17 protein-coding genes, 1 tRNA gene and 2 pseudogenes are annotated in these 23,416 nt (G+C 57.7%); 10 read left to right on the top strand and 10 right to left on the bottom strand.

The genetic code is table 11. The annotated features are described in order from the left end of the window. Positions 1-12: 12 nt before the first annotated feature. The 3 genes from GWR55_RS09360 to GWR55_RS09350 all read right to left on the bottom strand — a co-directional run bounded on the left by GWR55_RS09360 (position 13) and on the right by GWR55_RS09350 (position 4,515). Entirely contained in the window at positions 13-366 is a 354-nt protein-coding gene (locus tag GWR55_RS09360) for a cytochrome c (RefSeq protein ID WP_162402030.1), read from the bottom strand. Beyond that, entirely contained in the window at positions 363-2,612 is a 2,250-nt protein-coding gene (locus tag GWR55_RS09355; RefSeq protein WP_162402029.1) for a tetratricopeptide repeat protein, read from the bottom strand. The genes GWR55_RS09360 and GWR55_RS09355 overlap by 4 nt, the downstream gene beginning before the upstream one ends. A gap of 64 nt (positions 2,613-2,676) precedes the next feature. After that, entirely contained in the window at positions 2,677-4,515 is a 1,839-nt protein-coding gene (locus GWR55_RS09350; protein ID WP_162402028.1) for a CRTAC1 family protein, read from the bottom strand. 292 nt (positions 4,516-4,807) lie between these two features. Here GWR55_RS09350 and GWR55_RS09345 point away from each other — a divergent pair, with 292 nt between their 5' ends. Continuing rightward, the gene (locus GWR55_RS09345; protein WP_238398745.1) at positions 4,808-6,307 is read left to right on the top strand and encodes a CehA/McbA family metallohydrolase; all 1,500 of its coding nucleotides are present in this window, start codon (positions 4,808-4,810) and stop codon (positions 6,305-6,307) included. Between the two features lie 92 nt (positions 6,308-6,399). Here GWR55_RS09345 and GWR55_RS09340 read toward each other — a convergent pair whose 3' ends face one another. Then, the gene (locus GWR55_RS09340; RefSeq protein ID WP_162402026.1) at positions 6,400-7,512 is read right to left on the bottom strand and encodes a hypothetical protein; all 1,113 of its coding nucleotides are present in this window, start codon (positions 7,510-7,512) and stop codon (positions 6,400-6,402) included. A gap of 517 nt (positions 7,513-8,029) precedes the next feature. On the opposite strand from GWR55_RS09340, the gene GWR55_RS09335 reads away from it, so the two are divergent. Beyond that, positions 8,030-8,917, top strand: coding sequence for a hypothetical protein (locus GWR55_RS09335; RefSeq protein WP_162402025.1), 888 nt, complete (start codon positions 8,030-8,032; stop codon positions 8,915-8,917). Here the strand turns inward: GWR55_RS09335 and GWR55_RS09330 are convergent. Beyond that, positions 8,885-9,097, bottom strand: a complete 213-nt coding sequence (locus tag GWR55_RS09330) for a hypothetical protein (protein ID WP_162402024.1) — start codon at positions 9,095-9,097, stop codon at positions 8,885-8,887. The genes GWR55_RS09335 and GWR55_RS09330 overlap by 33 nt on opposite strands. Here GWR55_RS09330 and GWR55_RS19570 point away from each other — a divergent pair. From GWR55_RS19570 to GWR55_RS09320, 3 genes and pseudogenes are all read left to right on the top strand, one after another. Next, positions 9,087-9,266, top strand: a pseudogene (locus GWR55_RS19570) (hypothetical protein); the annotation flags it as partial. The gene GWR55_RS09330 and the pseudogene GWR55_RS19570 sit on opposite strands and share 11 nt — an antisense overlap. Before the next feature lie 45 nt (positions 9,267-9,311). Next, positions 9,312-10,043 (top strand): choice-of-anchor D domain-containing protein, encoded by a 732-nt coding sequence (locus GWR55_RS09325; RefSeq protein WP_238398744.1) that lies wholly within the window; start codon positions 9,312-9,314, stop codon positions 10,041-10,043. Next, on the top strand, positions 10,034-11,260 hold the full coding sequence (locus tag GWR55_RS09320; RefSeq protein WP_162402022.1) for a choice-of-anchor D domain-containing protein: 1,227 nt from the start codon (positions 10,034-10,036) through the stop codon (positions 11,258-11,260). Before GWR55_RS09325 ends, GWR55_RS09320 begins: the two co-directional genes overlap by 10 nt. 181 nt (positions 11,261-11,441) lie before the next feature. Here the strand turns inward: GWR55_RS09320 and GWR55_RS09315 are convergent. Continuing rightward, positions 11,442-11,518: transfer RNA gene (locus GWR55_RS09315), tRNA-Pro, on the bottom strand. Positions 11,519-11,880: 362 nt separating this feature from the next. Between GWR55_RS09315 and cysD the strand changes: the two genes are divergently transcribed. Genes cysD through GWR55_RS09300 form a run of 3 tightly spaced genes read left to right on the top strand, consistent with a single transcriptional unit; the run spans position 11,881 to position 15,139 of the window. Beyond that, complete coding sequence (cysD, locus tag GWR55_RS09310; protein WP_162402021.1) at positions 11,881-12,822, top strand: sulfate adenylyltransferase subunit CysD; 942 nt, start codon at positions 11,881-11,883, stop codon at positions 12,820-12,822. Next, positions 12,822-14,450 (top strand): sulfate adenylyltransferase subunit CysN, encoded by a 1,629-nt coding sequence (gene cysN / locus GWR55_RS09305; RefSeq protein WP_162402020.1) that lies wholly within the window; start codon positions 12,822-12,824, stop codon positions 14,448-14,450. The genes cysD and cysN overlap by 1 nt, the downstream gene beginning before the upstream one ends. Further along, positions 14,447-15,139: a phosphoadenylyl-sulfate reductase gene (locus tag GWR55_RS09300; RefSeq protein ID WP_162402019.1), complete on the top strand. Its 693-nt coding sequence runs from the start codon at positions 14,447-14,449 to the stop codon at positions 15,137-15,139. Before cysN ends, GWR55_RS09300 begins: the two co-directional genes overlap by 4 nt. A gap of 2 nt (positions 15,140-15,141) precedes the next feature. On the opposite strand, the gene GWR55_RS09295 is transcribed toward GWR55_RS09300, so the two are convergent. Next, entirely contained in the window at positions 15,142-16,896 is a 1,755-nt protein-coding gene (locus GWR55_RS09295; RefSeq protein WP_162402018.1) for a protease pro-enzyme activation domain-containing protein, read from the bottom strand. A gap of 187 nt (positions 16,897-17,083) precedes the next feature. Here GWR55_RS09295 and GWR55_RS09290 point away from each other — a divergent pair, with 187 nt between their 5' ends. Continuing rightward, a complete protein-coding gene (locus tag GWR55_RS09290; RefSeq protein WP_162402017.1) occupies positions 17,084-17,917 on the top strand; it encodes an amidohydrolase in 834 nt (277 codons plus the stop codon). 94 nt (positions 17,918-18,011) lie between these two features. Then, a complete protein-coding gene (gene fucP, locus GWR55_RS09285; RefSeq protein WP_238398743.1) occupies positions 18,012-19,343 on the top strand; it encodes an L-fucose:H+ symporter permease in 1,332 nt (443 codons plus the stop codon). 223 nt (positions 19,344-19,566) lie between these two features. On the opposite strand, the gene GWR55_RS09280 is transcribed toward fucP, so the two are convergent. The 3 genes and pseudogenes from GWR55_RS09280 to treS all read right to left on the bottom strand — a co-directional run. Then, positions 19,567-20,298: a hypothetical protein gene (locus tag GWR55_RS09280; RefSeq protein ID WP_162402016.1), complete on the bottom strand. Its 732-nt coding sequence runs from the start codon at positions 20,296-20,298 to the stop codon at positions 19,567-19,569. 40 nt (positions 20,299-20,338) lie between these two features. Then, on the bottom strand, positions 20,339-21,553 hold the full coding sequence (locus tag GWR55_RS09275) for a hypothetical protein (protein WP_162402015.1): 1,215 nt from the start codon (positions 21,551-21,553) through the stop codon (positions 20,339-20,341). Positions 21,554-21,664: 111 nt separating this feature from the next. Beyond that, positions 21,665-23,386, bottom strand: a pseudogene (treS, locus tag GWR55_RS09270) (maltose alpha-D-glucosyltransferase); the annotation flags it as partial. Between the last annotated feature and the right edge of the window lie 30 nt (positions 23,387-23,416).

The raw sequence follows: 23,416 nt of genomic DNA, 5'->3' as shown, positions 1-23,416 counted from the left end.
TGAATTTTGAGGTTACTGTTTTCCATCTGACTTCGGATCGCCCTTTAGCGAGCTGAGGTAGGTGACGAGATCGTTAATCTCCGATGCTTCGAGGACCTTTCCGAAGGCCGGCATCTCCTTGCCTCCTTTTATGATCTGTGTGCGGATCTGGTCCGCCTTAAGCCGACTGCCGACGGCAGAGAGATCGGGTCCCCGGGTGCCACCGTTATGCTGAATGGTGTGGCACTGCGGACATCCGCTCTCGGTGAAGGTCGAAGCGCCTCGCGGATGATGATCCTCGGCAGGCTTTGCGGGGGCAGCGTCCTGCAGGCCAGGAGCAACGACCGGCACAAGAAGCAGGCACATCACAAGGACGGATGTCTTCATTGCGCAGGCATACCCTGGGCTTTGCTTCGTGCAGTGGTCATCTCCAGATTGGAGTGAGTGTGCCACGGAACGGTTTCGTTTGAGATCTCCGGGTGTCTACGAAGGTATTCAAGGGCGTAGGTGCTGGCGGTAGGATCGTTTTTCTGATCGGCAAACTCTGCTGCCTCATGCGATGCCTTGTCGTTCATTCCCAGGCGGCGATAGACGATCGACAGGATGTAATGAGCGGCAAGGTCATCGGGGTCGATCGATTGCAGGGTCTCGTACTCTGTGCGGGCAGCATCGTATTTGTGCTGCTGGTAGTAGGAGAAGCCAAGTTCTCGATGAGCATCGCGCGAGCGCGGAAACTGCGTGGCGACTTCGCGTAGATCGGCGATGGCTGTATCGAGGTTCCCCTGGTTGCGCTCCACAAGAGCAAGGTAGTAGAGAGCGCGTGCGTTGTGGGGGCTGAGAGAGAGTGCTTTCGCGAGAATGACGCGGGCATCGTCGTAACGCTGCCACTCGAAATCGGCGATGGCGACGTTAGTATAGGCGTCCGCGTAGTCGGGTCTGAGGCGGATGACCTGCTGGAAGGCGCGGGCGCTTTCAGCGTATTGCTGAGCATCCAGCATGGCGATGCCGTAGTTGTTCCAGCGCATCCAGAGGGGATTGTCAGCCGGATCGGCCGGGCCGGCGGGGTTTGCGCCAAGCTGGAAGGTGCGTGTGCGGGAGGCCATAACCACGACAGGCTGCACGTAGTGTTTTTTCTGCATGATGAAGTCAATGTAGTGCTGGTCAAAACGGCGATAGTTGACCTGCGTGGTAACGGTGAAGGGCCCCTTCGCATTCATGGGGATGCGGAACTGGTAGCGAACGATCTGAGAGCGTCCCGATGGGATGGTGTTGTTGAAGGGAGCGACGCGTGTGTCCCACACCTCGTGAAGCGCGTTCAGCTTGCCGTTGACATTGACCAGGCGATTGGTGAAGCTGTGTGCGCGAGGGTCCAGCTCGCCGTCAGGCTCAAGCTGGCCGGAGTGCGCGAGGACATGGCCGGAGGCGTCTTTTGCCTCGAACTCGACCCAGCTTTCGTAGATGTCGCGCTGCTCTGGAACATGGGTGTGCGCGATTCCCTTGTTCTGAATGACAGCGGAGACGGTGACGGTATCTCCGCGGGCAATGGTCACAGGCTCGGCGCCCAGGGGAGCAGTCATGCTGCCGCCGTTCTTCTCAAGTCCGAAGATGTCGATGTTGAAGACGTTATTCTTCAGGAACGAGACGGTCTTCTCATACTGCGTGTCGTAGTTGTAGACCTTCGCAATCATCGTATTGGCGCCAAGCCACCGATGGCTGGCGAGCTTTCCGTCCCTTGCGCCCGGGTCGGGAAGGGCGAGTTCTTCGCGAGGCATGTGGCAGGTCTGGCAGGTGGAGACGGAGTCCTTGGTGTAGAAGGGCAGCGGTGACTGTTTGGCAAAGCTGGACTGCTGCCATTCGTCGTAGAGGAAGATGGCGCGCTGCCACTTGTAATCGTTGAGCTGCCGGGGAAGCGCCGCTTTATGGCACGCGGAACAAAATTCGCTTGTGCGATAGAAGTCCTTCATCACGGCTTTGGAGTGGCGATCGAGGTGGGTGAGGATGGCTCTGTCGGAGACCTCGCCGTAGATAGGAGCGCCTTTCTCATCGACCAGCACTGCGGGCCGCGCGAGCACGTAGCTGCCGGTGCCCCGCGTATCGACCTTTTGGATGGAATGACAGACCGAGCAGGTAACCCCATCTTCATCGAACTTACGGTTAACAGTGGAGCCCTTGGTCAGCGCGCCGGAGAATAAAGCGATTGAGTTGTGGCAGCCTTCACAATGCCGCGTGAACTCAATGCCTTTTTCCTTGGCAAGCATGTCGGCGGTACGCGAATACCACGGCGTGCGGAAGGAGTTGGCGTGCGCGGATTGACGCCACTCGGCGTGCGCCTCCTGGTGGCAGTGACCGCAGTATTTTGCCGTGGGGAAAGACTTTGGATCCATGAACTGGCCATCGGCGGTTTGCGCGAGAGATGGCAGAAAGGGCTGGCCGGCGCCGAAGCGATAGTCATAGTGCTCCGCAGTTACCTGCGAATAGGCGCTCGGCTGCGATGGTTCCGATCGATGCGCCGCGTCATTGTTGGCGTAAGCCAGATGCGGATGAAACCCTGCGATGAAGCAGGCCGCGCTTACGCACAGCAGAGTTCCGACAACAAGGCGGCCAATCCGCCACGGTGGGATATGGAGTTTCATTGCGCGCCGATTCTATTCAACGGATGGAGGAGTTGACCATCCATCAAAAGGTTGAGATGAAGGGTTATTCCGCCGTGTCCTTGCCTTCGGTCAGAAGGACGATTCTATCGGGCTGGAGAGAGGTAAATCTCTGGACATTTCCGCTGGGCCAGTGAACCTCGACAGATTCGATGGTGGTGGCATCGCCGAGGCCGAAGTGAATGCGAGGATCGTGGGTAGAGTCGTAGCTTCCACCCGCGATGACGTCGCCGCGCTGCTTCTGGCCGTTTGCAGTCAGGTAAACAGTAGCGCCGACTGCATCGCGTGGACTCTTTGGACCACCGATCAGCTTCAACTCGATCCAGTGGTGCTTGTTCGCAGACATGTTGCGGAGAAGTAGGGGGTGAGAGTCAAGGACGTTGATGACGGCGTCGAGCTTTCCATCGTTGAAGAGATCGCCGACAGCAAGGCCATGGCCAGCGACGACGCGGGCCAGCCCGGAGCCTTCGACAGCAGGAACAGGATCGAATTTCTTACCGTCCACATTGTGGAAGAGCAGGGGGCGCTGAGCGTAACTGGTTCCCCAGGGCATCCGATCGACGACGGGGTAGACGTGGCCGTTGGCGGTGATCAGGTCCTTCCAGCCGTCATTGTCGTAGTCGATGGCGGCATCGCCCCAGCCGAGGAAGGGAACGGTGGGTTCGGCCAGTCCGAGTTGGTAGCTGATGTCGGTGAAGTTGGCGTCTCCGTCATTGCGGTAGAAAGGGTTGTAGTCGTCGGAGAAGGTGGTGTTGTACAGGTCGACGCGGCCGATATTGCGAAAATCTCCGATCGCGATTCCCATCGACGCCGTCTCGCGGCCTCCCTCATTCAGAGCGTAGCCGGACGCATAACTGATGTCGTCGAAGGTTCCATCGCCTTTATTGAGGTAAAGGTAGTTCGGGGTTGAGTCGTCGGCGACGAGCAGGTCGACCTTGCCGTCGTTGTTGACATCGACGAAGGCTGAGGACAAACCATAGTAGCCGCTCTTGTCGGCGACGCCTGCCTTCTCGCTGACGTCAGTAAAGGTTCCGTTGCCATTGTTGTGGAAGAGATGGTCCGGCTCGCCCTTCAGTCCGCGTGGGCCGCACATGACGTCCTGCCCGCGGAACTGGCAGAAGGCGTTCATGGTGTCTTTCTTGTCGGGAGCGGGAGCGGTGGCAACATCGTAGTGGACATATCCGGGGACGAAGAGATCGAGATGGCCGTCTCCGTCGTAGTCGCCCCAGGTCGCGCCTGTGGACCAGTTACCGAGCGTAACGCCTGCCTTCTCGGCAACATCAGTGAAGGTCCCATCGTGATTGTTGTGGTAGAGCCGGTTCTTGCCGAAGTTGGAGATATATATGTCGGGCCAGCCGTCGTTGTCGTAGTCGGCTACGGCAGCGCCGAAGCCCCACCGTTCGTTCGTAACGCCGGCTTTGTCGGCGACATTGGTAAAGGTCCCGTCGTGATTGTTGTGGAAGAGAGCGGCCTTCGGTGCAGGTCGTTTGCCTGCGAGAGCGTCGTAGGTAGATCCATTGACGAGATAGATATCGAGCCAGCCGTCGTTATCGTAGTCGATAAGAGCAACGCCGGAGCCATTGGCCTCGATGATGAAGCGCTTCTCAGGAGTCCCCATAGTGTGTGTCCAGCTGTCCAGACCAGCCTTCCGGGAGTCGTCTTCGAAGACGAGGGCGCCGCTTTTGACGAAGCCGCCCGCGGTGATCGGACGATGCTCCTGATCGTAGACGGCGGCGTGCGCTCCTCCGGTATTGACTCCGCCGGATGCTGGCGCCTGTCCCCCCTCCTGGGGACGGTCATGCTGCGGACCGGACTGATAGAAACAGAAGGCGGGTGTGGATGCGAGCAGGCTGCAGAGGGCAGTGGCGAGCAGAAACCGTTTCATTCGGAGTCCTTCATGGGCGGGAATTATTGCGCTCCAGAACCGACAACATATTTACCACGTCGGGCGCGCATGGTGTAAACGATGGCCGCAAGGAGCGGCGTGAACCTGGAAGTTTTGGGCAGGATCGAAAACCGCAGATTCTTTGACTTCGCCCGTTCGACCCGCCTCCGACTTCGCTCAGGATGACACTGGTACAGGCGATTCGATGTGTGCGGAATACCTCGCTTCATTTCTAGGTTGGATTGCGCGGATGGTAGGGTGGATATATTTGCGATGTGTATGGAGGAAAGTCGTGACTGGCTGGCTTGCGCGCGTTGCGGTCATTTGTCTTGGGTTTTTCGCCTTGAGCGGTGTGTCTTTTTCGCAGAAGCAGGACCGAAAGCCGGATCTGGTTCTGAAGGGCACGATTACGGAGGCGAATCGCGAGAGCTATGTTGAGGTTCCATTCACGGTGCCTCCCGGAGTAGTGCGCGTCAGCGTGGATTTTCACTATACCGGGCACGACAAAAAAGCCACGATCGATCTGGGACTGCTGGACAACGAGCGGTTTCGCGGATGGAGCGGAGGAAACAAGAGCGACTTCACGGTCTCTGAGGCCGACGCCACACCATCATATCTGCCAGGACCGGTGAAGCCGGGAGTGTGGAAGCTGCTGCTGGGAGTTCCGAGCATGCCCGACGGCGTTCAGTCAGAGTATGTGGCGAAGGTTTACTTCGCGCGCGAGGGCGAGAGGATTGGAGCATCGACCTTCGGGGTAGATGCAGTACCGGTGCCTGTGCGCAGCGGGCCGGCATGGTATCGCGGCGATCTGCATATGCATGACGCCCACAGCGATGGAAGCTGCACCAGCGAGGCAGGGAAGAAGGTGCCGTGCCCTCTGTTCAAAACAGTCGAGGCGGCTCAGGCTCGCGGCTTGGACTTCATCGCGATCACCGATCACAACACGATCTCACACTTTAACGAGGTGCGAGAACTTGCACCTTACTTCGATAAGATGTTGCTCATTCCCGGGCGGGAGGTTACGACCTTCGATGGACATGCCAACGTCTTTGGGACGACGGAGTTCATCGACTTTCGCCTGACGAGCAAGTATGTTCCCACCTTCAACGATCTGTTGAATGAGGTGGAGAGGAAGCACGCACTGATCTCAATTAACCATCCGGGATCTCCGACGGGAGCAGAGTGCATGGGCTGCGGCTGGTCGGTAAAGAACACTGATTTCAGCAGGGTGCATGTGATTGAAGCAGTCAATGGGGGATCGCTCGATGGTCCGCAATCAGGAATTCCCTTCTGGCAGAAGCGCCTGAACGAAGGATTTCGCGAGACTGCGATCGGCGGAAGCGATAATCACAATGCCTCCTACAGCCCGGAGCATGAGGCCGCAATAGGATTTCCAACGACGGTGATCTATGCAGACAATCTCTCCGAAGGAGCCATCCTGAAGGCGATTCGCGCGGGGCACGTATTCGTCGATGTGCAGGGATCGCGCGATCGCGCCATTGAGTTTACGGCAGAAAGCGGTTCGCAGAAGGCGATGATGGGAGATGACGTCAAAGCAGGCGCAGGCACAAGGATTCACTTCGTGCTGACCTTGAAAAATCTGTCGGGAAGCCATGCCGAAGAGGTCATCGATGGCGTCGCAAAGCCGTTGGGAGATGTTGTGAAGGGCGGAAGCGAGATGCGGGAGTTCGATGAGGTCTCTGACGGAAAACGACATTGGGTAGCCGTCAATGTGCGCGGGCAGGATGGACATCTGCTTGTGTTGGGCAATCCTGTTTATCTGAACTTTTAGTGGTGTGTCTTAGAAGTTCGTAACTATCATCAAACATCCTCAACCCGAAGGATGACAGCGGTTGATGTAACGAACTTTCTAGAGGAAGGGCACTAGAAGCCTTTGCCTCGGAACAGATAGATCAGCTCGATGAGCAGGATGACGACCACGGTGAACTCGAGGAAGAAGGCGCGACCCTGGTTGAACTGATCCACCATGAAGCGGTAGAGGTCTTCCGCGGTATTGATCTTCTGCTGAACAAGATCCTTATAGTCAGGGACGCCGACCTTGGCGGCGGCAAGGCGATAGAGACGGGCGGCAAACATATCGCTCAGAAACTTGATGGCATTATCGGCGTGCTCGGTCAGCTCCATAACCTCAAGTAGAACCGTGTGCAGACGATTGGCGGAGCCGGCCTGACGGAAGCGAGCGAAGAAGCCGGGACGCTGCTCGAAGGAGTCGTAGACAGTATCGAGCACGTTGGTCAACAGTTCGTCATAGTGACGAAATTCGAGTAGCTGCGAGTTGGCATACTCCAGCAGTTGAATCGCGGCCTCTGCACCCGACGGAGTGTCGTAAAGAAACGCGGCGTTCCAGCCAATGATTGCGAGATCGGTGGGGTAGTAGGAGATGCGGGACTGGAGGACCTCGTTGCGCTCCTGGTCGGAGAGTGGAAGGGTATCGCCGCGGACGACCTGCGCGATCAGGGAGCCATTCCGCTCGACAAGCTCAGCCGCATTCGGTGAGCCGGTGATGCGCTCGACATGGATGACCAGATAGTCTTCTGAGAGCCAGTGTGTGTAGCGCTTGATCAGTGCCGGATCAGCGACTTTCACACGCTCTCGCACCATCTGTTCGGCTCGCGCCGCGAAGTCGATCTCCCAGGCCCAGCGGCTGGTGAGCGTAATGAGATCCTGCCACGAGAAAGAGAATGCGAACTGGAAGACCACGCTGACCACACCGTAGTCGTAGTATTTGATCTCGCCGTGGAGCCGCTCGCCGCCTTCCAGGTTTTGGGGCTCGATGGGCTCGACAACGGGGGGACGCTTGTAACGAACGTAGCCGGGAGCAGGATGCTTGAGCGCCGGTTGTTGAACGGCAGGCGCACTGAGGAGCTGGCGAAGACGATCCAGGCGAATCTCATCGCACACGTCAAACTGTAGAAGGGCGTAGATCGAGCCCGAGAGAATGGTGGGAGTGGCCGCGGATTGGGCTGTATCCAGCATTCTTTGGAAAGGATAGTACGGCAGACCTCGAAAAGCCGGTGATCCTGAGGTAAAAGTACGGTTTATTGGAGAATAGTCGACCTTGACGTGGTCGGGTCAATACTTATTGATACTTCAATAATTTCCTTCTTGAGTTACGGGAGATAATCGGTAGGCACCGTAGAGAAATCAGAAGACTTGTGTATGAGATCTCTCATTCGATAGAGGAGAATCCGGGCACGGGTGTAAGGGCCTATCAATGCATGCAGCTGCTCTTCTTCGCCGGATCGTCGCAATCTTTGTATTGCCAGCGCTTGCCGCTTTCAGCGGATGCAGCCGTCGATCTCATCAGACGGAGAACGGACAGTCCTCTCCCCCGCCGCCCGCACCCGCAACGGTAAACGGCGTGGTTCGCGGTGGCTAGGTACCAGTTACGGGAGCTTCACTTCAACTCTATGCCGTAGGAACTACCGGAGACAGTTCTTCTGCTACCCCGCTTCTGACTCAGCCAGTCGCCAGTGATGCCTCCGGCGGCTTTGTGCTTACTGGTGCCTACACATGCCCATCAGCTTCTTCGCTGGTATACGTAACTGCTACGGGAGGCAATCCGGGGCAGGCCGCAGCTACCAACAACACTGCCAGCGTGTTGATCGCCGCTCTTGGTCCTTGCGGCAGCTTGCCTGCCTCATTCACCGTCAATGAGGTCACGACTGTAGCCGCAATCTGGGCGCTGGCTCCTTACATGTCATCGTCCAGTGCTATTGGCTCCAATACTGCCGATGCCGACAGCCTCTCCGCGGCTTTTACCCTCGCCGCTGAGTTCGCGGATGTCATCACCGGTGCTGCCCCCGGCAATAGCGTTCCGCCTGGCACTACCATTCCGGCCGATGAGATCAATACGCTTGCCGACATCCTCTCAACGTGTGTTAATTCTGCCGGAGGGGTTGCCGGCGATGGCAGTGCCTGCGGCCAGCTCTTTGCTTTAACGACTTCCATAGGCGGTGCTTCGCCGACGACCATTGCAGCAGCGGGTTACCTCATCGCACAGAACCCCACGCAAAATATTCCTCAACTCTTTGCGCTTCTTCCCACGGACGCGCCATTTGCCCCTGTGCTCAGCATTCCTCCAGTTGATTGGAATGTGCATCCTGCTTTGCCTTCAGCACTTTCGATAGCAACTTCTTCCATCAATTTCCCTTCGACCATCGTCAATCTCACTGCGGCTCCGCAGACCATCACGCTCGGCAATTCTGGTTCGACCGCTATCGTTATTAGCGCAATTGCATTGACAGGCTACATCTCTCAGCTTTTCGGAGATCTCTGTTCCCCAGTCGATCACCCTTACCAACCCGAGTCCCTCGGCGATAACTATTCAAAGCATCAGTCTCTCCAGTCAGAACTTCACAGAGAGCAACACATGCGGTAACAGCGTTTCTGCCAATGCAAGCTGCACGATCTCCGTTACGGCGACGGCTGCGAATACAGAGAGCGCAACTCCGCTGACGGGAACGCTTACCATTGTTTCCGGCGATACCGTCGGAGTCCATACGGTTCCGCTCAGCACCAGCATCGTACCGATTCCCGGCCCGCTTGTTGTGACACCCAATACTCTTTCCTTCACGGTTGTAGGGGTCCCACAATCGATCACTCTGACCAACTCTGGGAATACTGTTCTGACACTTCAAAGCATCACTGTAGGAGATCAGGGCTTTACGCAGACGAATACCTGCGGCAGCACGCTTGCTCCAGCGGCAGCCTGCACGGTTTCAATCACAGTCAACTCTCTCGGAACGACAGCGCTCAATAGCACTTTGACGATAGTGGCGAACGACGCGGCGGGAACGCACACGGTCGCTCTGGGAGCAGTAGCTGGTGGCACACTGCCTCCGCTCTCTATCTCTTCCTCGTCTCTGACATTTCCCTCGACCTTGCTCTACTTTTCTTCGCCGGTACAGACTTTCACCATCACCAATAACACACCGTATGCTATTGGGTTTTCTGTTTCACTCCAGGGCGCGGCGGCCGACAACTACATGGTCAATGCCTCATGTCCCTATCCCCTTCCAGGTGGGCAAAGCTGCACCGAACAAATTGCTTTTAAGCCCGTGATAGCAGGTGAGCATCATGGCTCGCTGGAGTTTTCGTCGAACTCGGGGTCTTTGGCAAGCATCTCGCTCACAGGCACAGGGATCGCAGGCACAGGGGGAGCGGTCACTCTTTCTCCTTCGTCCCTCAGCTTTACTAAGTTCGGAGTTCCAGCACCAGTTACTGTTACCAATACTGGCGCAACCGCAGTTGCTATCGGCCCGATCTCAATTGATTCGAATTCCGGTTATACCCAAACCAATAACTGCGGCAGCAGCCTTGCGCCGCAATCCATCTGTACCATTGATGTTTCAGCAACTGGGATTAGTAATAGTTTCGCTTATATAGGGAACCTCACCGTTATCGCCGGGGATGCAACGGGTACCCATACAATCCCGCTTTCTACCCCTGTTTCGACGGCGTATGTCACTCCGAAGAATCCAATGGTATTTGGCTCGTGGTGGTAGGCTCTCCCTCGGTACCTCAAACGTTTTCTTTTGACTCATATCCAAATGCGGTCAACTATCAACTGCAAATCACCGGGCCGGATGCCAATGACTTTTCTTTCGATCCAACTTCTACTGTTTCATTTATCAGTGGCAATGGATGCGTCACCGGCTGTTCCATCCCTATTTATTTCACGCCAAGCCGCCTTGGTTCCCACACTGCCAACCTTGTGACCAATTTTGGTAACGTGATGCTGGCAGGAACTGGCAGTACTGCCGTACCGTCGTTCGTTCTGAGCGGCAACATACCGACCCCCCTTTGCCAGTTCTATGGACCAGGGGCAGCAACGTTCCCGATACTTATCACTGTGACTAATAATGGGTCCACGCCACTAAACCTTTCGGCTGCAATGACAGGCGCAAACGCTTCACAATACATCCTTACAAAGGATTGCCCGACCACTCTTTCAGTAGCGCAACCTGCTGTCAATCAATTTGGGAGCTGTTCTCTTAGTGTTACTTTTGCGCCAGACCGGTATGGCAGCCTTCCTGCGCAGCTTAAGGTAACGGATAGTACTTCCGGCATAAGTCAGACGGTGGATTTTATGGGCTTTGGACAATATCCGTTGCCGACCGTCTCCATTGCTCCGAGCGCATTTGGCGATACCCAACTCGGCTCCATCGCCGGGCCGATCACTGCAACTGTTACCGCGCCCGGTAGTCACCCGGTGACCATTTCCGTGCAGGGAGATCCGTTCAGAATCTCAGCGACATCCTGTGACGCCACTCCCTGTCAGATTGGAGTGACATTTGCACCGACTGTAACCGGACTTGTGAGTGGCACTCTTACAGTGCAGGACGTTGTCTCGGGGTCTTCTAACTCCACACCGGTGTACGGCACCGGCGGCGCTCCCGCCGTGTCTCTATCTCCTTCAGTGCTTAGTTTTGCCACTCGTAATACCAGCACTACCTCGATTGCCCAAACAGTTGCCCTGACCAATTCCGGCAATGCGCCATTGAGGATATCTTCAATCTCGATTACTGGTACGAACCTCGCCGAGTTCATCCAGAACAATAACTGCATCATCGGCTCGATTGCCGTTGGTGAAGGCTGCACATTCTCAATCTCCTTCGCCCCGTCAGAGCCTGGCGATCTTTCCGCTGCAGTGCAGATTTTGAGTAATGCTCCACCGGCCGCCATCGAATTGACTGGTACCGCTACAGTGCCTGCTCCCTAGCTGATAGCCAGGAGCTGTGTAGTGACGAGTTCCAATGGCGCATAAGCGTCCATGAAGGCATGGATGTGGCGGGGCAACCGGACACTGGTTGAGAACTTCGCTATGCGGTAATGCCTATTGGATGTGCCACATCGTAGCAACGCCGTGGTAAGCCTCTGACGTCGCAACACAAATGGACTAATGGTCGGGGCGATTGGATTCGAACCAACGACCCCCTGCTCCCGAAGCAGGTGCGCTACCAGGCTGCGCTACGCCCCGACTCTGTACTGCGAGGATTGCCGGAGAAGGATGCGCCCTTTCAGTGGTAGGACCAAGTAGGAACTTCGGGATCCGTGGTCCGCAGGAGCGCTGTTTTTCCGACTGAGTTAGTTTAGCAGAATTTCGCGCAGGTTGCGGCATGGCGAAGAGGCTTCTATAGTTAAAGGGATGGCTTCTTTTGCACAGCGCGCCTGTTGTTGTTGCCGGATGCTCCCGTGTCCCTGTGCGTGCTGTTGTCGCTAGAACTGCCCGCCATCTTCTCCTCCATAACCAGCGGAGTTTTGAGCAGATCGATTCTCCGGATATCAGAACGGAACCTGAGCTAGATGCTACCTCGGGTCTTCCGGAAGGTGACCTCTCTTATGACCCAGACAGTTGCTCTTGATTCGGATACGATCCTGACGCCGGCAAGACTGAACCATCTCCAGGCGCTGGAGGCCGAGAGCATCGCAATTCTGCGCGAGGCTGTTGCGGAGTTTGCGCGTCCCGTGATGCTGTACTCCATCGGCAAGGACTCGAGCGTGATGCTTCGGCTGGCGCAGAAAGCCTTCTATCCGGGCAGGATTCCTTTTCCGCTGCTGCACATCGATACCAGCTACAAGTTTCCGGAGATGATCGCGTTTCGCGACGCGTATACGAAAGAGATTGGAGCGGAGCTGATCGTTCATCGGAACGAACAGGCGATTGCCGCAGGAGCGAATCCTTACACGCTGGGGACACAGAACTGCTGTGGATTGCTGAAGACGCGGAGCCTCCTGGATGGTCTGGCCGAGGGCGGCTTCGACGCAGCGTTTGGCGGAGCCCGGCGCGATGAAGAGAAGAGCCGCGCAAAAGAGAGGGTGTACAGTTTTCGCGATGCTGCGGGCCAATGGGACCCGAAGAATCAGCGGCCGGAGCTGTGGAACCTGTACAACTCGCGTTTGAGGAAGGGCGAGAGCATCCGGGTGTTTCCGCTGTCGAACTGGACCGAGCTGGATATCTGGCTTTACCTGTATGCCGAAAAGATTCCGATTGTTCCGTTGTACTTTGCCCAGGAGAGGCCGCTGATTATTCGCGGCGGCCAGATGACGCTGTATCACGACGGGATGAAGCTGCTGCCGGGCGAGGAGATTCGGACCGAGAAGGTGCGTATGCGTTCGCTGGGCTGCCTGCCTTGCACAGGTGCGATGCGAAGCGAGGCAGATACGCTGCCGAAGATCATCGAAGAGCTGCTGACCTTCCGGAGAAGCGAGCGCGAGAACAGGGCCATCGACCACGACGAAGAGGGTTCGATGGAGGTAAAGAAGCGGGAGGGCTACTTCTGATGAGTGCGACAGCAACAAAGAATTTTGAAGAGTTTCTGGAAGCTCATCTGGGGCAGGAACTGCTGCGTTTTACCACCGCGGGCAGTGTCGACGACGGCAAGAGCACGCTGATCGGCAGGCTGCTGCACGACACCAAGAGCGTGTACGAAGACCAGCTTGCAGCGGTGAAGAAGAGCCGCGTTAATCGCGCGGCCAACGGCCATGTGGACCTCTCTCTGCTGACTGACGGTCTGAAGGCCGAGCGCGAGCAGGGCATCACGATCGACGTCGCGTACCGCTATTTTTCGACGTCACGGCGGAAGTTCATCATTGCGGATACCCCCGGTCACGAGCAGTACACCCGCAACATGGCCACGGGAGCCTCGACGGCAGATGTAGCGGTGGTTCTGATCGATGCGAAGGCGTACCTTCGCGAAGGCAAGCTGTTGCCGCAATCGCGCCGGCATACCTACATCGCTGCGCTGCTGGGAATTCCGCATGTCGTTGCCGCAGTCAACAAGATGGACCTTGTGGACTATGCAGAGTCGACGTTTGCCTCGATCCGCGCGGAGTTTGTGGAGTTCGCCACGAAGCTGGGTCTGAAGAGTGTGACGGTGATCCCCGTGAGCGCTCTCGAAGGGGACAATGTTGTCTCTCCCAGCGCAAAGATGCCGTGGTACGACGGTCCAACGCTGCTGGAGTTTCTGGAGACAGTCCCTCTGGCGACCAGCGATTATCATGGTCCGCTGCGATTTCCGGTGCAGCTGGTGGTCCGGCCCGATGCGAACTTCCGCGGCTTTGCCGGCCAGGTTGCCCGCGGCATGCTGCGGCAGGGCGATCGTGTGATGGCTCTTCCTTCGAAGAAAGAGACGACCGTCAAGAGAATTGTGACCTGGGATGGCGACCTCCCGGTGGCCGCTCCGCCCCAGAGCATCACAGTCGAGCTCGAAGACGAGATCGACGTGAGCCGCGGTGAGATGCTGGTCCCGGCAGGCGATGATTCCGCTCTGCCACAGGTCACACGACGTTTGCGCGCCATGGTGGTGTGGATGCATGAAGAGCCTCTGGTGGTAGGGCGAACGTATCTGGCGAAGCATACGACGCGAAGCGTTCGCGCCACGGTCAAAGCCATCCGGTATCGCGTCGATGTGAACTCGCTCGAACACCTGCAGGCCGATCACCTGGCGATGAATGAGATCGCCGAAGTGGAGCTGGAGACCAATCTTCCGCTGTTCTTTGATGCATATGTCGAGAACAGGATGACGGGCTCGCTGATCCTGATCGACGGACTGACGAACGCAACAGTGGGCGCTGCGATGATCGCCGGTGCCGTTTCGACAGAAGAGGGCAACGGATTACAGGCTTCCCTGGTTGTTGTGGCTGGACGGGCTGCTCTTGCAGAGCGTCTGCGCGATGCCCTGGAGGCTCGTGGCCATCGTGCGGTACTGATCGATGATTCACTGATCCCTGATGCTTCGTTGACAGCTGTTGTACGCGCACTGGATATCGCGGGGGTTACGGCGATCACGGCTCGCCAACTTGCTGCCGATGTGGTCCACGCGACACAGGAGTTTGCCGAGGGCGAAGTTGTGATCGGTGACGGACTGGAAGAAGACGAGATTCTGCGGTTAGCGGGGGTGCGGATATGAGCGTGCTGGATACCATCGACTACGAGGCATTGACGGCGGAAGAACTGGTGGCGCAGGTTGTCGACGGCGCGGCTAAAGGTTCAGTCTGCCTGACATCCAGTTTTCAGACGGAAGATATGGTCGCTCTCCACATGCTTTTGAAGCACCTGCCTGATGTCCCGGTGATTTTTCTGGAGACGGGTTATCACTTCGCGGAGGTGATTGCGTATCGCGATCGCATGGCGAAGGAGTGGAATCTCAACCTGGTGAATGCGCTGCCGACGACGACGGTAAAGGAGTTCGAGGGGCAGTTCGGCATTCTCAATATTGTGAATCCAACGGCCTGCTGCCAGGCCCGCAAGGTTGAGCCTTTGATGCGCTCACTCGAGCCGTTCGACTGGTGGTTTACCGGCCTGCGGCGAGAGCAGTCGCCCACCCGTGCCAATCTGAAGAAGGTAGAGGATCACAAGACCCCGACGGGCAAGCATATGAAGAAGGTAAGTGTGCTGGCCGACTGGGACTGGGCCCGTGTCACGGCATATGCAGAGCGCGTGGGGATTCCTCAATTGGAGCTGTATGCGCGCGGATATACCAGCATCGGCTGCGAGCCCTGCACGGCGATTCCAGAGGTGGGTGCGGATGCACGCAGCGGCCGCTGGGGCGGTAAGAAGCTCGAATGCGGCATCCATACCTTCTCTGAGAAGAGCTAGATTCAGCCAGCCGACTTTCCTCGTTTCAGAGTCAGGGTTGGCGGTTTGCGCTTGCCCGGAAGCTTCCGCACGCCGTTCGCTGCGGAAGTACGTTTTGCATTCTTCGGGCCTGTCGCTAGCTTCTTCGTCGCAGCATTGCTGCCAGTCGGATTGACGATCGCGATGAGCTTCGGTGCAACGGGTGAGCCCAGGCCAGTACAGGCATCCCATCCGGAATCCGCCTGGAAGGCCCCGTTATTTCCCTGCGTAATATCGCGGAAGGCCGGCTTGGCCTTCGAGGCATAGATGACCGAGTTGATGAAGCCTGCAGACTTGCTGTTCTGCTGATTCGCAAGCGCGAGCAGTCCCGCCCACAGGGGAGCGACTGCGCTGGTGCCTCCAATGACGAGCGTCTGACCATCGACGCGTATCGTGTAGCCGGTCTGTGGGTCAGCGTTACCGGCGACATCAGGAACGCCACGGCCTCCGCTTGTACCCGTGGGGCCAGGAACGCCCGCGGTCTTCTGCCACGAAGGAAGCGCGAAGAGGTTGCTGACACCTCCACCAGTAGCTCCGCCGTTGGTGTCGTTCCATACGGTCTCCGAGGTGATGGATCCGCCGGAGCCTGCCAGCCGGGTTCCGCCGCAGGCGAGCACGTGAGGACTCGAAGCAGGGAAGTCGACGTGTTTGCCGTTGTCGCTGACGCCGTCGGAAGATCCGTTGTCACCGGATGCTACTGTGATCGTGATGCCGAGCGCCGCTGCCGATTGGCACGCCGCGTCGAGAGCATTCATCGCCTGGGCGGTCCAATTGACCTCGGCCGCTCCCCAGGAGATAGAGATGACGCTGGGGTTATTCGCCGTGTCGTGAACGGCTGAAGCGATCGCATCTACAAAGCCCTGGTCGGTATTGGGCGCGAAATAGACGACGATACGGCTGCCAGGGGCGATGGCGGCGGCAACCTCGACATCGAGCATCACCTCTCCGTCGGCTCCGTTTGCATCGCCGGGTGAGTTCTTGCCGCCGGAGACCGACACGGCGACGACCTTGGGAGGCGCTTGGCCTAGCGATTTGAAGTACGCCGTGATGTCGGCCTGGCGGAACCCTCCACCGAGTTCGATGAGCGCGATGGTCTGGTTGAAGGCTGTAGCATCCGCTGGAAAACCATAGAGCTGTCCCACTTGCACAGGGGTGTATGAGATTCCGGCAGCTGCGTGCGGCCGGGCGAAGCCCGATCCCTGTGCCAGACGAGCCGCCGCTGCGCCCTGCTGACCGGCGATGCGGAAGTGCGGCTGCGCCTGCGGACGGTTGTCGAGCCCCAGCACCGCGACTACGTGCCCGGCCAACTCCTGCGGCAGGTGGATGCCTCCCTGACGAACGCGACAAAGGCTTGCACCCACAGTCTGGTGCATCAGAGAGACGCCGAAAGCACGTTGCAGCTTTGCGACGGTTCCTGTGAGTTTGATGGTGCGTCGTCCTGGCGCCGGCGTTCCCGGCTGCACCGCAAGGCCGAACTCCTTCGCAAATGCTTTTACCAGGCGCACAGATTCCGGGTCGGGTCCATGACTGGCCCGAAACTGCGCACGAGTCAACCGCTCTTTGCCGGTCGTATGTGTGCTCGTCAGCGGTGTCTTGCGCCTGACGATGACGGAGACCGTAGCGCGATTTCCAGCCGGCGCCGGAGCTTTGGCGATTCCAGGAGCGGCGGCTCTCTCGCTTCCTGGAAGCAGAGTGCGTTGCTGTACAGAAAACCGTGTCGAAACTTTGGTGGGAGCCATTTGCGGACCTCCAGTGGAGTCTGATGCCCAAACCGGTGCCCGGAGCCGAGACAGCGAAGCTATGGTATTCCCAACTGTGCTGGCAGAAAACGAAAAAAATTAGAGGTGCTTCCTATGACTTGACCTGAAAATGTGCATTTCAACCTTAGAAGTGTAGTTTTGAATACGAACGACAAAGGATGGCCATATGGGAAAGAGGATTGACGCTCATCATCACCTCTGGCGGTACTCGCCCGAGGAGTATGAGTGGATTGACGACAGCATGACAATGCTGCGGCGGGATTTTCTCCCGCAGGACCTGAGTGCCGAGATGCAGTCGGCATCCGTCGATGGCACGATCGCGGTTCAGGCGCGGCAGACCCTGGAAGAGACACGCTGGCTGTTGGATCTGGCAGATGAGAACGATCAGATTCTCGGGGTGGTTGGATGGGCTCCGATCGCGGATGAAAAATTTCCCCAGGTCATGGAGGAGTTCTCCGCGCGTCCCAGCTTGAAGGGGTTACGGCATGTAGTACAGGCAGAACCCAACGAGAACTTTTTGCTGCGGGAGGACTTCAATCGCGGCATTCGCGCTCTGCGCGGCACCGGATTGGTCTACGACATCCTTATCTACGAGCGGCATGTGCCGCAGACGATTCAGTTTGTGGATCGGCACCCGGAACAGGCGTTTGTGCTTGATCACATTGCAAAACCAAGGATTCGAGAGCGGGTGCTCGAACCCTGGAAGGGGCAGATTCGCGAACTTGCCCAACGCGAAAATGTGTCATGCAAGCTGTCCGGTTTAGTTACGGAAGCAGACTGGAAACAATGGAATCTGGACGACTTGCGTCCCTACTTCGATACCGTGATAGAGGCATTCGGGCCGCAGCGCATTCTGGCCGGATCAGACTGGCCCGTATGCCTGGTCGCTTGCGGGTATGCTCAGTGGTTCGGCCTGCTGGAGCAGTATCTTGCAGGGCTCACCCAGGCAGAACGTGATGTGATCTTTGGCGGAAATGCCGAGCGTATCTATAAGCTCTGATGCCTTCTAACGAGGCCCATGAGCGAAAACTGCAGCGAACATGTAGCATTTGTCGCGGCGAAGATTTCTACAGTGTTATGCGAACGGAGAAGAGATGCAGATTTCAGCACCAGTCACGACACGAAGCAATCCAGGGCAGACAGGAGGAGACCATCCGCTGTTTCCTGTAGGGCACATGGTGCCGTTTGTTCTGGTAACGGTGTTGTTCTTCCTCTGGGGGATGTCGAATAACCTGACCGACATCCTCGTACAGCAGTTCAGAAAATCGCTGGAGCTGTCCCAATTCAGCGCGCAGCTGGTGCAGACGGCAAACTTCTTCGGGTACTTCTGCATGGCCATTCCGGCCGGACTGCTGATGCGGCGCTGGGGTTACAAGGCCGGAATGGTGACTGGTCTGGTGATCTTCGGTACGGGCATGCTGTTGTTTCTGCCTGCCGCCGTGCGCGGAGAGTATGCCATGTTCCTGGTCGCGCTGTTTACAGTCGGCTGCGGAGCCTCAATTCTCGAGACGGCGGCCAACCCCTTTATCGCGCAGTTTGGCGATCCAGCTACCTCTGAGCGACGGCTCAACTTTTCGCAGGCCTTCAATCCTCCGGGTACCGTCGTCGGTGTGCTCATCGGGACCTACTTCATCTTCTCAGGGGTAGAGCCTACGGCTGCGGAGATCGAACAGATGAAGGTCGCGGGAACGTATCATAGCTATCTCCACAGCGAGATTATGCGCGTGGTGCCGACGTACATGGCATTCGGGATTGTCGTCCTGCTTTGCGCCTTTATTCTCGGCCGAACGAAGTTTCCGGTCATCCAATCGGAGCATGAAGGCCCCGGCGAAGACCATGGAAGTTTTGCGGACCTGCTTCGAAATCCGGCGATCTGGATTGCGGTTGTCGCGAACTTCTGCAACGTCGGTGCGCAGATCTCTTCGTGGAGCAGCCTCATCCCTTACATGAAGCAGTACACCGTGGTCAGCGAACGCACGGCTGCACACTATCTGACGGCGGTTCTTATAGCCATGCTCATCGGCAGGTTTGTCTCGACGTCGCTGATGCGTTATGTACGTCCTAGCCTGATGCTGGGGGTCTATGGAGTCTGTAATACGGTGCTGATGCTGGTCGCCGTGCTGTGGCCGGGGATGAGCGGAGCCTGGGCCGTTGTAGCCAGCGGCTTCTTTATCTCCATCATGTATCCCACGATCTTTGCACTTGGACTGAAGGGTCTAGGCCGGAATACCAAGCTCGGTGGTTCGCTGCTGGTGATGGCAATCGTAGGCGGAGCAATCTTCCCACCCATCGCCGGGCTGATTGCAAAGCAGACCGGCAGTCTGGCGCTGGGCTATCTTGTCCCTTTGGTCGGATTCGTTGGCGTGGCCATCTACGGCTTCTTCCAGTCCACGCAAAGATCGCTGCTCTCAGGGCCGGCTTACTAAGAGGAGAGGGCGGCGGGGTGGATCGATGGATCTGCTCCGCCTTTTAGAACTGCTCGGCTTTTAAAGCCGTTCCATCAAGACTCACCATTCTGAGCAACGCGAAGAATCCCTGTATTTCGCCTATGGCCTCAATGGCGCTCCGGGCAAATACAGGGATCCTCACTTCGTTCAGGATGACGACCTCTTGGAATGACTGCTCTCGCTTCACCTGAGAACCGCGGTATCAGAAGTGACGCAGGGTTTCCGTGGTGGTCTGGGTCTTGTAAGCCTGCTCTGGAGGAAGCACCTCGTTCTCCACATTTTTTTCCAGCGAACGGCTGACGATATCGCGGGAACCGAGTCCGATTGCCAGTGAGAGTGTAAGCACGATTCCTCCGAAGAGGATTCCGAAGGCCAGATCGACGACCGTTCCCCCGATCTCCAGGTGATCGAGGACGGTGGCGGCGGTGAGCACCAGGACCAGCCACTTTACGCCAACGGAGAGAAAGCGAGCGTACTGCAGTCGCGCATTGACGGCCTCAATCAGCACGGTGCGGGCGAGGAAGCGCGCCAGGAGCGTTCCCAGCAGGAACAGCAGAATCGCTCCTACCGAGTGGGTGAGATAGGGCAGCAGGAAGAACGACATCTGCGAGTTGCCGGCGTAGGCCGCGTCGAAGGCGGAGATGCCGATCAGAAAGCCGAGAATTACGCTGGCCCAGAAGACCACGCGCGCGACCAGCAGCGTAGGGCCGTGCCCTGGAGCCCAGTCCAGCGGGACAAGGGAGTTCTTCGAGAGCCGTTCATCGAAGCGGATGGCCGTCAGCAGACGCTTCAGCAGAGCCGCCAGCAGGGCGCCGATGGCAGTCAGGATTAATACTGCAAGCAGAAGGGCGAGCAGGCCGGGAAGAAAGTTGGCCAGTGTAACCAGGGCCCGGTGTGCGGATTGGCTCAGGGCGAGTTCGACTTGTTGCCACATCAGCAAATCTCCTTCATGTGGTTCTCAGGCTGGAAGCGGGCTAGGGATTGAAGCGATCGGGCCAGCGCCAGCGCGACACAAGATACGGTTTATCGACTTCAAATGCCTGGGCGAGCTCTTCAATGTGCTGCTCCGGTGTTACGCCGCTCTGCACCAGAAGAAGATGCGAGGCGACCCATGCAAGATAGAGCGGCGTGAGAGCACCGAGCAGATGGCCACGATTGATCGTACGCAATCGGTACGCCAGGACAAAGTCATAGAGGATCCGAGTCCACAGGCTGTCTGCGAACCGGAACGCCTCTTTCGGCATGACGGAGAGACGCTTGAGGCCGAGAAGAGTATGCGGCGGAAGCACCAGTGCCCAGATCTCATGCAGGTTGCTGTACGCCAGGTGAAACGCCTCCAGCATTGGGGTCACATCAACCGGCTCACCCCCTTCCGGTGTGGCCGGGATCGTTCTGGGTGGAATCGTGTTCCGCAGCCGCTGCCAGAACGACGCCCGCGCGTCGATGTCGGAGAAAAGAGAGCCTACGATCTGCCCCAGCAGGGCATTCAGATCAAGATTTGCCGGTTGAGGAGCTGCTCTGGAAGGAATGTCGACCTCGGTCATGACGAAGCCTGCCATTGCTGCTTCCGAGACGGGCCAGAGAAGGGTGTCCTCCTGATTGATGGCGGTGAAGCGCTGTGCCGCTGCAGCCAGGCGTTCCGCCATGCGGGCCGATATGCCAATGTCGATGGCCAGCGGATAACGGGGCTGTGCGCAGAAAAGTGCGCGGCTGAGCGGGTACAGGATCCCGGAGTTCACCAGGCCTTCGTGCGGCCCCAGATGATAGTGCGAAGTGACCAGATCAACAGGCGGCGCAGCGAGCAGGGCGTCTGCCAGTCTGCGGATCGACTCCGGCCGCATGCTGTGGGAGTCCGGGCCGAGCATCAGGCAGCTGGCAACATTCTGTTCCTGAAGCAGCTTATAGGCCGTCAGGTAATCTGCTGCGGTATGGACCCAGCTAATGGTCGAGGTGGCTGGAGGTGTGTAGGGGAGCACTCGCAGCGAATCGATGTTTCGGGTGTGGCTCGGGGCCGCGGTCTCGGGAATTGCAACCAGGGCTGGGTAGCCCGCAAACGCAGCGGCCAGATTCGAAAGCGTCGGCTCCAGCAGCTCCGGCGCGACCGCGTTCAGATGAATCAGGACCTCGGTGCTGGTGGACGAGCCGGTCTCAGGATGGGTGGTGGCGGTATTGGTGAGCGAGGAGGCCATCGTCTGCTGCAGCTATCCTGGTCCGCCTTCGGAGTTCAGGCGTAATTATGGTGAGATGCTCACCGGAAGCTAATGTACAACTCCCGGCACCGATTCGCGAGATCATCTGGCGGGAGTTGAAGGTGCCTGCAGCTCCAGCCAAAAGAAAGTATACGGCGCGAGCGTCAGAGGATACGGTTGCTCGGTGATGATCGGAAACGGAACGTACCCGAGCATCTCGACAGGGGTCATTCCGGCAAATTCGGAGAGGTCAAGAGAGACCGGTTGTGCAAATCGGGACAGATTGGCGACGCAGAGCACCGTTTCGGTCCCCGGTCCGGTTACGTTCCGTGCCGCGCCGGTTGGCGTGTCTTCCCGCGAGCGCGAAGCAGGGTCATAGTGCCGGATATAGGCGAGGACCTTGCGGTTTTCTGGATTCAGAAACTCCATCGTGCCCCGTCCGAAGACCTGGAAGAGCTTCCGCAGCGCAATCATGTTCCGCATCCAGTGGAGCAGGGACGAGGCATCGGCCAGCTGAGTCTCTACATTGACCGCCTGGTAACCCCAGATAGGGTCCATGATGACAGGGAAGCTGAGGCGCGACGGATTTGCCGTCGAAAAGCCGGCGTTGCGATCCGAATTCCACTGCATTGGTGTCCGTACCGAGTTCCGGTCGCCAAGGTAGATGTTGTCGCCCATCCCGATCTCGTCGCCGTAATAGACGATGGGCGTTCCCGGAAAGCTGAGCAGCAGCGAATTAAGGAGCTGAATCCGGAGACGGTTGTTGTCGAGCAGTGGTGCCAGGCGGCGACGGATGCCTGAATTCACTCGCATGCGAGGATCGGCCGAGTAGGCGAAGTACATATAATCGCGCTCGTCCGAGGTGACCATCTCGAGCGTCAGCTCGTCATGATTCCTGAGGAAGAGACCCCACTGGCAGGAGTCCGGAATGGGCGGCGTCCTGGCCATGATGTCTGTAATTGGAAGCCGGTCCTCCTGGCGAAGAGCCATGTAGATGCGCGGCATCAGGGGAAAGTGGAAGGCCATGTGGCACTCGTCGCCATCCCCGAAATACGGTCGTACCTCCGGCGGCCACTGGTTAGCTTCGGCCAGGGTAAAGCGATTGGAATATTCCTCATCGATTGCAGCGCGCAGGCGTCGGATGAGGGCGTGCGTCTCCGGAAGGTTCTCGCACATGGTCCCGTCGCGCTCCACCAGGTAGGGAATAGCGTCGAGACGAAGGCCATCCACTCCCATGTCCAGCCAGAAGCGCATGGCCTTGAGGACCTCTTCCATCACCGCAGGATTGTCGAAGTTCAAATCGGGCTGGTGTGAGAAGAATCGATGCCAATAATAGGCCTTTGCCGTCTCATCCCAGGTCCAGTTGGACTTCTCCGTGTCCGAAAAGATGATGGGAACATCTTTGTAGATCTGATCGGTATCGGACCAGACATAAAACTCGCGCGCTGGAGATCCCGGCGGTGCAATGCGCGCAGCCTGAAACCAGGTGTGTTGGTCCGAGGTGTGATTAACCACCAGTTCGATCAGAACCTGCATGCCCCTCTGATGCGCAGCGTTCAAAAAGTTCTTGAAATCGTCGATAGTGCCGTAACTGGGATTGACACTGGTGTAGTTGGCGATATCGTAGCCATCGTCACGCAGAGGTGAAGGAAAAAATGGAAGAAGCCACAGGCAGGTAACGCCAAGCTCCTGCAGATAATCCAGGCGCGTGATCAGCCCGGGAAAATCGCCAATGCCGTCCCCATTGGAGTCCTGAAACGTGCGCACGTGCAACTCATAGATGATTGCGTCCTTGTACCAGAGTGGGTCTGAAGCGCTGCCGGCTTTCTTCACGATAATTTCGACTCTCTGTCAAAAGAAGAT

This window comes from Edaphobacter sp. 12200R-103 (genome assembly GCF_010093025.1).
Classification (GTDB): Bacteria; Acidobacteriota; Terriglobia; order Terriglobales; family Acidobacteriaceae; genus Edaphobacter.
This window is presented reverse-complemented; position numbering and strand designations above follow the sequence as displayed.